This window comes from Vibrio sp. 2033 (genome assembly GCF_033339735.1).
In genome coordinates, this window is sequence record NZ_JAWOVC010000012.1 from 115,281 (window position 1) to 128,534 (window position 13,254).

Annotated in this window: 12 protein-coding genes; 4 read left to right on the forward strand and 8 right to left on the reverse strand. The window is 48.6% G+C overall.

Annotated elements, in window-relative coordinates:
- Positions 1-58 precede the first annotated feature (58 nt).
- From R7P74_RS15995 to doeA, 5 genes are all read right to left on the reverse strand, one after another.
- Entirely contained in the window at positions 59-1,462 is a 1,404-nt protein-coding gene (locus tag R7P74_RS15995; protein ID WP_262634387.1) for an aspartate aminotransferase family protein, read from the reverse strand.
- 41 nt (positions 1,463-1,503) lie between these two features.
- Positions 1,504-3,024 carry an NAD-dependent succinate-semialdehyde dehydrogenase gene (locus R7P74_RS16000; RefSeq protein ID WP_031781093.1) on the reverse strand — a complete coding sequence of 507 codons (1,521 nt, stop codon included), beginning with the start codon at positions 3,022-3,024 and terminating at the stop codon, positions 1,504-1,506.
- Between the two features lie 155 nt (positions 3,025-3,179).
- On the reverse strand, positions 3,180-3,659 hold the full coding sequence (locus R7P74_RS16005; protein WP_005387046.1) for an Lrp/AsnC family transcriptional regulator: 480 nt from the start codon (positions 3,657-3,659) through the stop codon (positions 3,180-3,182).
- 123 nt (positions 3,660-3,782) lie between these two features.
- Complete coding sequence (gene doeB, locus R7P74_RS16010; protein WP_258634252.1) at positions 3,783-4,790, reverse strand: N(2)-acetyl-L-2,4-diaminobutanoate deacetylase DoeB; 1,008 nt, start codon at positions 4,788-4,790, stop codon at positions 3,783-3,785.
- A 54-nt stretch (positions 4,791-4,844) separates the two neighbouring features.
- A complete protein-coding gene (gene doeA / locus R7P74_RS16015; protein WP_005387041.1) occupies positions 4,845-6,032 on the reverse strand; it encodes an ectoine hydrolase DoeA in 1,188 nt (395 codons plus the stop codon).
- A 271-nt stretch (positions 6,033-6,303) separates the two neighbouring features.
- On the opposite strand from doeA, the gene ehuR reads away from it, so the two are divergent.
- The gene (ehuR, locus tag R7P74_RS16020) at positions 6,304-7,737 is read left to right on the forward strand and encodes a MocR-like ectoine utilization transcription factor EhuR (protein WP_081008262.1); all 1,434 of its coding nucleotides are present in this window, start codon (positions 6,304-6,306) and stop codon (positions 7,735-7,737) included.
- A gap of 20 nt (positions 7,738-7,757) precedes the next feature.
- Here ehuR and R7P74_RS16025 read toward each other — a convergent pair whose 3' ends face one another.
- The gene (locus R7P74_RS16025) at positions 7,758-8,780 is read right to left on the reverse strand and encodes a helix-turn-helix domain-containing protein (protein ID WP_054576148.1); all 1,023 of its coding nucleotides are present in this window, start codon (positions 8,778-8,780) and stop codon (positions 7,758-7,760) included.
- 131 nt (positions 8,781-8,911) lie between these two features.
- On the opposite strand from R7P74_RS16025, the gene R7P74_RS16030 reads away from it, so the two are divergent.
- Genes R7P74_RS16030 through R7P74_RS16040 form a run of 3 tightly spaced genes read left to right on the forward strand, consistent with a single transcriptional unit; the run spans position 8,912 to position 11,289 of the window.
- Positions 8,912-9,673 (forward strand): SDR family NAD(P)-dependent oxidoreductase, encoded by a 762-nt coding sequence (locus R7P74_RS16030; protein ID WP_225473869.1) that lies wholly within the window; start codon positions 8,912-8,914, stop codon positions 9,671-9,673.
- A 40-nt stretch (positions 9,674-9,713) separates the two neighbouring features.
- Complete coding sequence (locus R7P74_RS16035) at positions 9,714-10,226, forward strand: 2,4'-dihydroxyacetophenone dioxygenase family protein (protein ID WP_025509742.1); 513 nt, start codon at positions 9,714-9,716, stop codon at positions 10,224-10,226.
- Between the two features lie 4 nt (positions 10,227-10,230).
- Positions 10,231-11,289 carry a zinc-binding dehydrogenase gene (locus R7P74_RS16040; RefSeq protein ID WP_225473871.1) on the forward strand — a complete coding sequence of 353 codons (1,059 nt, stop codon included), beginning with the start codon at positions 10,231-10,233 and terminating at the stop codon, positions 11,287-11,289.
- A gap of 82 nt (positions 11,290-11,371) precedes the next feature.
- Here the strand turns inward: R7P74_RS16040 and R7P74_RS16045 are convergent, their stop codons facing one another.
- Together R7P74_RS16045 and grxB are read right to left on the reverse strand one after the other, a co-directional pair.
- On the reverse strand, positions 11,372-12,496 hold the full coding sequence (locus R7P74_RS16045) for an alkene reductase (protein WP_225473874.1): 1,125 nt from the start codon (positions 12,494-12,496) through the stop codon (positions 11,372-11,374).
- Positions 12,497-12,506: 10 nt separating this feature from the next.
- Positions 12,507-13,136, reverse strand: coding sequence for a glutaredoxin 2 (gene grxB, locus R7P74_RS16050; RefSeq protein WP_029825713.1), 630 nt, complete (start codon positions 13,134-13,136; stop codon positions 12,507-12,509).
- Between the last annotated feature and the right edge of the window lie 118 nt (positions 13,137-13,254).

The following is a 13,254-nucleotide window of genomic DNA, read 5'->3' on the forward strand; positions in this document are numbered from 1 at the left end:
GGAAAGTGCAAAGCGGGCCTACTCCAAAGCCCGCGAGCATTACTGAAATCTAGGTGGGTTATGGCTGCCACTGTTTAGATGTGACGAGGTTATCCATCACTTTGTTTACCGCTTGATGCGCTTTGTCGACAATGGTGTCTATATCGTTGCGATTCGCGATAAGCGGTGGAGCAAAACCGAGGATGTCACCATGTGGCATAGCGCGAGCGATTAAGCCTTGCTCTAAACAGGCTGCCGCGATTTGCGGACCTACTTTCAAGTTTGGATCAAAGTGTGCTCGGCGAAGCTTGTCTGAAGAAAACTCCAACGCATGCAACAAGCCAACGCCACGAGTATCACCGACTAATGGATGATCGTTAAACGTCTCTGCCATACGTTGCTGCAAGTAAGCGCCGACTTCGGCCGCGTTTTGCACTAAGCCTTCACGTTCAATGATATCGAGGTTGCAGTTCGCGGCTGCCGCTCCCATTGGGTGACCAGAGTAGGTATAACCGTGTCCGATAGCGCCCCATTGGTCGGTGCCGTTTTCTAGCACACTCCAAACTCGTTCACCGACGATCACGCCAGACAGCGGTTGATACGCTGAGGTTAACCCTTTCGCTACCGTGATGAGATCTGGTTTCATGTCGTAGTGGAGTGAGCCAAAATCGGAGCCGAGGCGACCAAAGCCACACACCACTTCATCCGCAATCAAGAGTACATCGTATTTGTCGAGCACTTTGCGAATCGCCTGCCAGTACCCTGCTGGTGGTGGCACAATACCGCCAGTACCGAGCACTGGTTCTGCAATCATTGCTGCTACCGTTTCTGGGCCTTCTTCCAAGATCATCGCTTCGAGTTGATCTGCGCAATATTGAGAGAATTCGAGCTCAGACATACTTTCGTCTTCACGGCGATAATAATATGGCGCGATGGTGTGTTTGATACGCTCAAGTGGTAAATCAAAATGGGCGTGGAACAACGGTAAACCTGTCAGTGAACCGGACGCGATACTTGAACCATGGTAGCCGCGGTCACGCGAAATGATTTTTTTCTTCTCTGGTAGACCACGAGCATTGTTGTAATACCATACCAACTTAAGTTGAGTTTCGTTCGCGTCGCTGCCTGACATGCCGTAGTAAACTTTGCTCATGCCTTCAGGCGCCATTTTGATGATGCGATCTGACAGTGTCACGAGCGCTTTGTTCGTATGGCCGACGTAAGTGTGGTAGTACGCCAGTTCTTTGGCTTGTTCATAAATCGCATCGGCCATTTCAGTCCTGCCATAGCCAATGTTCACACAATACAACCCGGCAAAGCCGTCTATCAGCTCGATGCCTTCTGAATCGGTGATGCGTATTCCGCTTCCGCTCGAGATAATTCTTCCCGAAAGCTCCCCGGCCGCATACTGCTTCAGGTGGGTTGAGGCATGAAATACTCTCTGACGATCGATCTCTATAAGTTGTTGGGTTTTGTTACTCATGATCCTTCTCCTCGAATAATTGGATATCCATATTTCGTGCCTCAACTGCCACTGACGGTTGGTAAAGCGCCTAAGCAGCAGTATTTGATTTCGCTGTATTCTTCAAATCCGTGACGGCTTCCTTCTCGTCCAAGACCAGACTGTTTCACGCCGCCGAATGGGATAGGGTGCCCTGTCATTTTGACGGAGTTCACGCTCACCATGCCAAACTCCAAACCGCGCATGCAGTGCCAAATTTGGTGAATATCGTGACCATAAACATAGGCAGCTAAGCCGTACTCAGTGTCGTTGCTCATTTCAATCACGGTATCTAAGTCTTGGTAAGGCAATACGCCTGCCACAGGACAAAAATTCTCTTCGCGATACACCGCCATTTCAGGGGTTACATCGGCTAGCAATGTCGGCGCGAAGAAGTTTTCGCCTGGTACGGGCTGGTGGTAGCCCGCTACCAATCGCGCGCCTTTGTCGAGCGCGTCACGCACCAAATCATGCGCTTTATCCACCGCAGTGCGATTAATAAGCGGTCCCATGGTGGTTTTTTCGTCTAAGCCATTGCCCAAAACGATGTGGCTCATTTCTTTGGCAAATGCTTCCAAAAATGCTTCGTACTTATCGTCAGGGACGAAAATACGGTTTGCGGCCAAGCAGTCTTGTCCTGCGGTTTGAAACTTCGCATCCACGGCGGCTTTGGCTGCTTGCTCGACATCCATATCTGGCAGCACGATGAAAGGGGCGTTACCACCGAGCTCCATACTGCACTTCTTCACGGTTTGTGCCGCGTCGCGTAGCAATAGTTTGCCTACTCGAGTTGAGCCTGTGAACGAGAGCGCTTTGACTTTATCGGAGTGGCACAAGGTTTGTGACACCATCACCGCATCGCCAGTGATCACGTTAAATACACCAGGTGGAAAGCCAGCTCGGTCTGCTAACTCTGCCAACGCTAACGCAGAAAAAGGCGTTTCACTGGCGGGCTTAATGATCACCGGACAGCCTATTGCTAGTGCGGCAGCGGCTTTGCGTGTGATCATGGCATTAGGAAAGTTCCAAGGCGTAATCAGTGCTGCGACACCAATTGGCTCGCGCACCGTTGATAGCTGCGCATTCGGAATATGACTTGGGATGGTTTCGCCATAACAGCGGCGTGCTTCTTCGGCAAACCAACGAACAAAGGATGCGCCGTAGTCAATCTCACCTACAGCATCACCTAGTGTTTTTCCTTGCTCCATTACCATCAAATGAGCAAGGTCTTGCTTTGATTCTAGAATCAGGTCGTGCCAACGCATGAGAATTTCAGCGCGCTCTTCTGCTTGCATTTTTCGCCATTGACGAAAGGCTTGGTCGGCTTCATCAATCGCTTGATAGAGTTGTTGCTGAGATAGCTTAGTGATGTAACCGATGACCGTGCCATCTGCTGGATTATCCACCGGATGAAATTGATCACCACTTACCCATTTGCCATTCACGTACGCTAAACCTCTCACCAAACGTACGTCTTTCATTATCGCCATCATGTCGTGTGAGGCTTTTAATTCTTCAGTGTGTAAGCTGTGCAGTGCTGCCATGAGTCCTTCTCCCAGCATCGTTGTCCATAATGAAACTGTAATGGAGAAGTGACCGAAATAATTTCTGATACCGAGGTTTAAAACGTCAGAACTTTCTTTTTAGTGCCGTTAAATATGGTGTTTTTTCTGTTCACGCCTGATACGCATTTTCCCTTTTATAACAAAGCGTTTTGGTTTACTTCGAATGTGCCCGCATCACGTTTGATTGTTTTTGTCACAATGTAAGTAAAGTAGCGCTCAATGCCCACATCTGAGTCTAACCAGTTGTCGATAAGCCGCTGATATTGGTCGATATCTTCTGACTGAATTTTAAGGATGTAATCGATACCACCGCCCGTGGCATAGCAATCAGTGACTTCTGGTGAATGTTGAACCAGTTGCTCGAAGCGTTTGAACGCTTGGGCGTTGTGTTCTTTGAGCGTAACTTCAACCATAACCGACGTTCGTTTGAACAAAATATCGGTATTTACTTTTGCTCCGTAACCTTCAATGATGCCTGCTTCTTCCAGTTTTTTGACGCGCTCCCAGCAAGGGCTCACGGATAGGTTGATGGCCTCGGCAAGGTGAGATTTGGTGATACGACCATTATCATGAAGTATTTGTAGAATTTTTACGTCGTAGCGATCGAGGCGCATTATGAGTCTCCCTGTTGAATACTAATCATTTCATAAAGGCTGATGACTGGTCGCTGTTATAAGGTGCTTTCCAGTTTGCTTCTGGTATGCCATTTGTTTTGATTTCTTTAGTTGGCTTTTCAATCAGCCTATCTCGCCGCAGTCTTCGGCTATAACTGCGATAGTGTCACCGATATTCACCATAGCAGGAAAACGACGCGCCGCGAAAATACCATTGCGCTGTGACTTGTACTCAACGGGGGCGGTACCTGTGCGCTCGGTCGAGAAGATTCTCACTAATACATCGCCCTTTTTGACGGTATCGCCAAGATCAAATAAGTATTCTGTGATGCCGTGGTGTTGGCTTTGCACATAACAACTTGCATCAGGCATATCTAATAACTTAGTTGGTTGGGTTGGTTGTTCGTAGTCACCGGGCAAGTTGCCTGAGAAGCGTAAGAAGTTGCGAATGCCACGGTCGGAATAAGCGATGGTTTCTGGAGTGCTGGTTCCGCCTCCTCTTAGTTCGGTGGTAACAAAGATTTTTCCCTGAGACTCCACGGCAGTGTCATACAGGCTGGTGGCGTCCATTTCGAGCAAGATCATGGTGTAAGGTGCGCCAAACAGTTTTGCACCTAATATGCAGGCTTCTTCTTGATCGAGATTGTCGAGACGATGGGCAGCGGCGAACGGCACGATATCTAACGTTTTACCACCTGAGTGAATGTCTAACGCAAAATCGCACTTAGGAACTAGGTAACGAGTAAAATAATCCGCAATTTTCTCAGTCACTGTGCCTATGGGATTGCCGGGAAAGCTGCGATTTAAATTCCCTTTATCGATAAACGACGTACGTGAGGCATTTTGTACCGCAGGTAAGTTCATCATTGGCACAATAATGACGCGACCTTGTATTTGCTCTGCTTGCAGCGAGTTTGCCAATTTTAGCAGGCTGGTGATGCCTTCGTATTCGTCTCCGTGATTACCGCCAGTAAGCAGTGCGGTTGGTCCGTGACCATTTTTGATCACGGTGATAGGTATCATAATACTGCCCCAAGCGGAGTCGTCATGTGAATAGGGCAGCGTTAAAAAGCCGTGCTGTACACCTTCTCGGTCAAAGTCTATGGTGGCTGTGATCGAGCTTTTTTGCATATCAAGTCCTTTTAGTTCTCAGACCTGGCTCAACAGAGCTTAAGGTTTGAAAAATTAGTGTTTAACAAATAAGTGGCGTGGAAAATCACACAATGTTTTTGCTCCATCATGGGTAATGACGATACTTTCCGTTGTTTCTAACCCCCAATCTTTGAACCACAGCCCCGGCATAAAATGGAATGTCATGCCTTCTCTCAAGATGGTTTTATCGGTGTCTCGCAAACTCATGGTTCGTTCCCCCCAATCTGGTGGGTAGCTCAAACCTATTGGGTAGCCACAACGGGCACCTTCGCGTGAGAATCCCGCTTTATCGAGAACCTGGTTTAGTGCATTGGCGATGTCGGCGCAGGTATTTCCGGGCTTTGCCACTTTCAAGCCCGCTTCAAGTCCTAGAGTTAGGGCTTCGTCGGCTCGTTTAAACTTGTCGTCAGGCTCGCCAAGAAAAATAGTGCGTGAGAGTGGGCAATGGTAACGGCGGTGCGCCCCTGCGATTTCAAAAAACGTCCCTTCGCCTTTCTTGAAGGGTCTGTCATCCCAAGTCAGGTGAGGTGCGGAAGCATCAGAACCTGATGGCAAAAGCGGCACAATCGCGGTGTAATCGCCAAAGTGGTCTTCGTGCCCGAGCACGGCTTGGCGGTTAATCTCGGCAACAAGGTGGTGTTTCGGTAATCCTGGTTCAATCATGTCGAACGCGACACGGTGCATGTTTTCAACAATGCGAGCGGCACGGTACATGTATGCCAGTTCTTGATCGGATTTAACGGCGCGGCACCAGTTGACTAGTCCAGTTGCATCGAGAAGTTGAGCATTCGGTAGGTGCGTAGTGAGTGATTCGTAAGCGGTGGCGCTAAAGTAATAGTTATCTTTTTCTACACCGATACGACCACGATCCCAAAGGCGCGGAGCCAGTACGGCTTCGACCAGGAAATCCATCGGGTGTAGCGGCGGATTCATTACATAATGGTCTGGATAGTAGGTGATGTTTTCTGCCGACATATACGCAGTCCTGTATGCTCCGTTGGCATCTTGGCAGCGTCCAAACCAAACGGGTTCATCAGATGGACCAACAACGGCACATTGTGGCACGTAAAAAGACCACCCATCATAGCCTGTCAGCCACGCCATGTTAGAAGGGTCATGAATGATAAGGACATCCAATTCTCTTTCTTCCATCGATTGCCGAACTTTCGTTAACCGATCCTGGAACTCATCCAGTGTAAAATGCAAAGCAACGCCTCTCATATTTTCTCCTTGTTAGAAATCCGACGCCTTATGGGCCTTCGGAGACGCTGAGGTATTTCTACCTTCTACCAGCTAGCCAGATCTGCGTTAAAAATGATTGCAATTTACCTCTGGGGTTGTATTTGGATTGAACGATGCTGTTTAACATGTTTGTTTAACCCATACATTTCATGTCAATCATTACAATTGTGGTTTATTTTTGTGCATCTCACCTCGTTTTGTGAGTTAAAGTTCGCCATTTGTTAAATGGAAGTTACAATGAGCCTTAAAAATGAATCAATTAAAATATTGTGTCATGACAATTTCTTTGAACCCGATCATTCGGCCAGGCACCGCTAAGTACATCTCCATTGGTAACTATCTTGTCGAATGTGTCCGCAGTGGTTATCTAAAACCGGGGACTCGATTACCCACACATCGTGAGTTTGCAGAGCAAATTGGCGTCAGCGTACAAACGGTGAGCCATGCATATGGTTATGCAGAGAAAAAAGGGGCGATCGAGTCTTGGGTTGGGAATGGTACTTTTGTCAAATCAGGTTTTGTGGATGAAAGTACGGACACGGAGTTCATGCTGACACAAGAGATGAAAGAAACGCCGGATGAAATTGATATGTCGATTGCACATCCAGTGGTGACCGATCGCCACATTACGCTTTTTAATCAGGCGTTAATGGAGATTGCTGGGCAAACAAACAATCGTGGTTTGATCAGTAAGGCAAAGCCGGTAACAGGTCAGCCTCATCATATTGAGTCAGGAGCTCGATTTCTAAGTAGCCAAGGGCTGAATGTGGGTGCCGATCAAATATTACTCACAAATGGAGCATGCCATGGTTTAACGTTGGCTTTAAGCACAGTTGTTGAACACGGTGATTTAGTTGCTTGTGGTCACTTGGTTGATCATGGCTTGATCTCTCGCTCGAGAATGCTTGGATTTAAGTTGCAACCACTTGAAATGGATGAGTTTGGTATAACGCCGGATGCATTTGAATGGGCATGTAAACACAAACCAATCAAGGTATTGTGTTGCACACCGAGCATGGCTAACCCGACTAGTGCGCATATGGATGTTGAACGCCGAGAGGCGATAGCGAATATTGCACAGCAATACGACATCTATGTCATTGAAGATGACGTGTATGGAGCACTAGAACCTAACCGTGTCCCACCCCTTGCCACATTGTTACCCGAACAAGCTTTCTATGTCACCAGTTTAACCAAAGTTGTAGCGCCAGGCATGCGCACTGGCTATCTGACGGTCCCACGTCATTTTTTGCAGCACGCGATTGGTCGTTTAGCGGCAACGAGTTGGTCTGCGACTCCATTACCATTTGAAGTCGCTCATTTGTGGATCGAGAACGGTACGTTAAATCGACTTATTCGCTTTCAAGTCAATGAGTTTGCTAAGCGACAGCGAATAGCAAAAGCCGCTTTAGAAGGGCATGTTTATAGCTCGCACCCGAATGGACAGCACATTTGGTTGAGACTACCCGAGCAGTGGAATAGCGATGATCTGGTTGCTTCGGCTAAGCGTTCAGGGGTGCAGATCACTGGATATAAACCGTTTGTTCTCGATACTAATCAGCCAATGCCTTACGTGCGAATCAGCTTGGGAGCAGAAACAAACCGAGGCTACATCAAACACGGGTTATCTGTGATTGCTGAAATTCTCGATACCAACCCTCCCACCTCACACTTTTTGGTTTGAACGATAGGTTATTTATGCTTTTAACTGATGGGCTTAAACGTTTGTAACTGAGTTTTTTCTTGTCGCCATTGCCTTGGCGATTTTCCCGTCCAGCGACGAAAATGACGGCTGAATACCGCAGTTTCTGCATAGCCCAGTTGCAACGCGATATCGGTAATACTCTGAATATTCTCATGCAATCGCTGTTCGGCGAAATCCTGACGCACTTGTTGTAAAAGCTGCCGATAATTTGTGCCCTGTTGTTTCAGCTTGTTTTGCAGCATTCTCGGATGCAGGTCCAATGCTCTTGCAACGCGCTCAACGCTGCATTCTCCGGTTGAGAGCAGACGGCCAATCATGTTTGCTGCTTGGTCACTGAGATTGTTGGGGTAACGGGTTTGCAGCTCTTTGAGGTGCTGTTGAAAATGGCGCTCTAGTGCGTCTTCATCTTGGTGGTTCTTAGCGTTAAGCAGAGTCGCTTTAAGTAGGATACCGTCAAACTTATCACCGAAACGCAGTTTGTTCTGCTGGGCAAACTTGCTTTTTTCTACTTCCAATGTTGCGTGTTGAGTCAAATGTAGCGCGAAGTGACTTGCTTCAATATCAAGCAGACTGGCAATAAACATCGCCAGATGCGACACACTGAGCTGCATCAACTGCGCGATACCTCGTTCGCTGTGCACATCAATATTGAGCGACAACCGTACCCAATCATCTTGTGGCGTCATGTTGAGAGTGACCCCTGACGAATGCAGATAGAGAAAATCATTCACCCGCGCCAAGGCTTCACCGACCGTTTGCGCCCGGGAAACCAGCATTGGTAAGTCTCCCAAGCTCTGTAGGTTTTGACGCTCGGCGAGCAACACGCCAAACAGCGGTTGCTGACAACGAGCAGCCGCTTCCTCCAGCAATTCAGCCAGCCTAGGGTAGGCGAGATACGTATCGGGATTGCGAAACTGCGCCGCAGACAGGCCAACAGCGGCCATTATCTCTTGCGGATTCTGACCTAATTCTGAAACCAAGCTATCAAATTTATCAGCAGCGCCACTTCGTACGATATACATGTCTCGATTTTAAAATGTTAACAGGTTGTAAATCGCAATATATCAAATTTACTTCGTAAAAGGTCAAGTGAGTGCCAGTGAGTTGATCTAAGTTACATTTCGATAACAACAACGCATGGATGAGAAGCTGTATGGAACTTATCAATAAAACTGCCATTGTGACTGGGGCGGCTGGTGGAATTGGCCAAGCCATCATTGCAAAGCTGAGAGAGCAAGGAGCCAAAGTGCTTGCTGTCGATATTTCAGAACAATCATTGCAAATGTACACAAGTTTTGACCCAAAGCAGTTGGGAACCTTTGTCGCGGACGTCACCGATTACCAACAAGTTGAAGCTATGGTGAAGTGCGCGGTTGAACAGTTTGGCTCGCTTGACATCATGGTCAACAACGCGGGCATCGGTGCACCGAAACCTCTGCTTGACCACGACCCAATTGCCGATTTTGAGCCGATCTCTAAGGTCAACCAAAATGGCGTTTACTACGGCATTCTTGCCTCTGGAAGACAATTCCAAGCGCAAGGCACGCCGGGCGTGATCCTCAATACTTCTTCTGTTTACGCACGAATGGCGTCTGAGATGACCTTTACCTACAACGTCAGTAAAGCCGCAGTCGATATGATGACCAAATGCGCCGCATTAGAACTCGCACCATTGGGTATTCGTGTTTGCGCTGTCGCTCCGGGACGCGTTGATACTCCGATGTTAAGGCAATACGAAGAGATTGGCCTGTGGGACCACATCCGCAAAGAACAGATGCGTCAAAACTTCACACAACCAGAAGAGATTGCTGATGTGGTGGCGTTTCTGGTCAGCGAGAAAGCCAACTGTATCAACGGCTGCACCGTCAGTGCGTCTGACGGTTTCGAGAATTTTAAGTACCCACTTATGGGATAGGCGAGCACGCCACATTACAGCAATAGCGAGGATGTAAGTTATGTCATTACCAGAAGTTATTCAGCATCAAGATTTCCTATTAACTCTTAATACCAATGAAGAGTCGATCATCAAAGACGCGCTACCGGGTGTTGATGTTTACCCGTTGTTTCTAGACCCAGAAAACGGTACTTGGGTGGTTCGCGCCAAATTCAAACCGGGTATCACTCTGCCTAAGCACTACCACACTGGTGTGGTGCACTTCTATACCCTGAGCGGCGCTTGGCACTACATCGAGTATCCAGACCAAGTCCAAACCGCTGGTAGCTACTTATATGAGCCGGGCGGTTCGATTCATACCTTCCACTGCCCTGAAAGCTCAGGCGGTGCCGACGGATTTATGGTGATCCAAGGTGCAAACATTAACTTTGACGAAGATGGTAACTTCATCAACATCATGGATGCGGGTTGGATTGAGCAAGTTGTTATTGCAACAGCGAAAGCACAAGGCTTCACCGCGCGCTACATCAAACCGGGTGCGATTGCTGGCCTAAGCGATGAGCTAGCGGAGTAACCCCATGCAACAGATGAACAGTATCGTAATGCAGAATGGTAGTGTCCGCCTGAAGCAAGTCGAAATCCCCAAACCCGCAGCGGGACAAGTGTTGGTTCGTAGTCTAGCTTGTGGCATTTGTGGCTCCGACCTTCACATTACTCGACACGCGGATGAGGTATTTGATGTATTCCACCAGCTCGGGTTGATGCCTGATGAAGCCGGTGAGCACGCTCAAGTGATGTTGGGGCATGAGTTCTGCGCGGAAATTGTCGAATACGGCGCCGGTACGCAGCAAACGTTGTCCGTTGGTAGCCGAGTCACCTCTGTGCCGATGTTGCTTAGTCAAAATGGCGCGGGCGTTGGTGTTACTCCGGGTACTTATGGCGCTTACTCTGAGTACTTTCTGCTTGATGAAGCGTTATTGCTACCTGTGCCAGACGGAATGCCGTCTGAGGCGGCGGCATTAACCGAACCACTAGCGGTCGGTTTGCACGCGGTCAACCGCAGTGAAATCGAAACGGAAGAAACCGCGCTGGTTGTCGGTTGCGGTCCTATAGGGCTGGCTGTGATTGCTGCACTGAAACAACGTGGCGTCAGCAATATTCTTGCGGTCGATCTTCAGGAAGAAAAGCTGCAACTTGCCAGCGAGTTTGGCGCAAATCGATTGATCAACTCGACCAAGGAAGACGAGATCGCCGTTGGTGAGCAGTACGCGATGAACTCACGTCTGGTCATTTACGAGTGTGTGGGCAAGCATACCTTGATTGACGATTTTATGCGCCGCGCCCCTGCCCGAGCGCGAATCGTCATCTCGGGTATCCATACGACACCCGCAATCATTAACTACGCGTACGCGACGGTAAAAGAGCTCGACTTGAGATTCTCTTACTACTACCAACCGCACGAGTTTGAGCAATGCCTACAAGCGATTGCCGAACACAAGTTGCCTTGGCAGAAAATGCTCACCGCCAAAGTGGGAATCGACGGTGTCGAAGACGCGTTTAGACAGTTAATGACGCCAAATGACCACATCAAAGTCGTTATCGAACCTTGGCGCTGCGGCGCGTTAGAAGTGATTTAACTCTTAGCCAGATTAAGCTAGCTAAAACCAATTTTAGTTTGGTGACAGCCCCAACCGTAGCTGCTAGGTTGGGGCTTTTTTGTTAGGCCTGTTCTGCGCATTCCTGTTGCAGAGCAGGGTAATCGGTGTAGCCTCGTTCGTTTCCGCCAAACAACGTTGAGCCATCGAGTTCTGCCAACGGATGGTGATGTTGCAATCGAGAGACCAAGTCTGGGTTTGCTACGAATGGTCGTCCGAATGCGACAAGATCCGCGTAGCCTTTCTCTAACACTTCGTTTGCTCGTTGAGGATCGTAGCGACCTGCAACAATGATAGCGTTGCGAAAGCGCTTTCTAAGTTCGACTCGAAACGTCTCTGGAATGGTTGGTGCATCGGCCCAATCGGCCTCGGACAAGTGCAAGTAGGCAATGTCGCGCTCCTGTAGTTGCTTTGATGCTTCCAAGATTGTTGGCACGATATCTGGGCAGTCCATATCTTTAAACGTAATGAATGGTGCCAGTCTCACTCCAACTCGATGCGCTCCAACAGCGGCGATAACTGCCTCCACTACTTCGATAAGAAAACGGATACGATTTTCTCGTGAACCGCCGTAGTTGTCTGTTCGATGGTTTGAGTTGGTTCTTAAGAACTGATCGATCAGATACCCATTCCCGCCGTGGATTTCTACACCATCAAAACCCGATTCAATGGCGCGTTTGGCTGCGTTCGCGAAATCACCGACAACTCGGTTGATATCCGCTTGTGTCATGGCGCGTGGCTCAACACAATCGACCATATTGCCGTTGCCTTGTTCATCTGCAATCCAAACTTGCGTCTCTACCGGAGCGAGCGCAGATGGCGCGATAGGCTGTTCACCATTTTGGAATGTTGGGTGAGACACTCTGCCCACATGCCATAGCTGACAAAACATCGCTGCGCCTTGTGATTTGACCGCTTGGGTCACACCTTGCCAGCCCGCCACTTGCGCATCGGTGTAAACGCCAGGGGTGAACGAATAGCCTTGAGAATCGTCCGAAATTTGTGTGGCTTCGGAAATGATCAGCCCGGCAGAAGCGCGCTGTTGATAATACGTTGCCATCATCTCATTCGGGATGTTGCCCGGCTGAGTGGTGCGTGCGCGGGTCATTGGTGCCATGACAATGCGGTTTTGTAGTGACAACGCTTTCAGTTGAGCTGGTTCAAACAGCTTATTTGTTCTTTGTTTCATGATGCGCTCCTTAGATAAGCACTGGCACGTTGGTCGCTTTACGAGCGGTTGCCATCCAGTGAAGTACGGCTGGATCCCATTGCACTTCGGGCGCACTGAAAAAGCCGCGTAGAATGGAAAACATAATGGCTTGATCAACCAGTGACGTTTGCTTTTCTGAACTTAGGTTGAGCAAGGGTTTGGTTTGTTCTATCAAAGCGGCGACTTCTTTCGCAATCGCAGGTGTATCGTTAATCAAGGCTTCAAAATTTAACGCTTCGGTTTCTTTTTTTGCACGCCATGCTTGTTTAGCTGTTTCTGTTGCAAATTCTGGTAACGTCATGTTTGACCAACGCGGATACCCGACTTTTTGTAGCGGTAAAAACGCCTGTTTTTGCCAGTCTAAAACCGGTGCTGAGGGTTGGCTGCTTTCATTGGAAGATGCCAATTCAAGGAAGTAGTTGATGATGTCTAAGCTTTCCGCCATCGCTTCGCCATCGTCTTTGATCAAAAGAGGAACTTGTTTTGCGCCGATGATGTTTGTGGTAGTGCTCTCGTCGTCATAAGCAATGTTGATGACGTCGAGCTGAATATTCAGCATGCCTGCAACAAAACGGACGCGGGCGCTAAAGGGGCAATGTTCATAAATGTACAGTTTCATTTTTTGTTTCCTATCTCTTGGCTGGGCAGGGCGTGTTGTTGTGCGTTGAACACAGTGACGCCGAATACAGCGTGACGGCGTTTAACTTTGCCCTGTCACATAACGTTCTGGGTCTAAA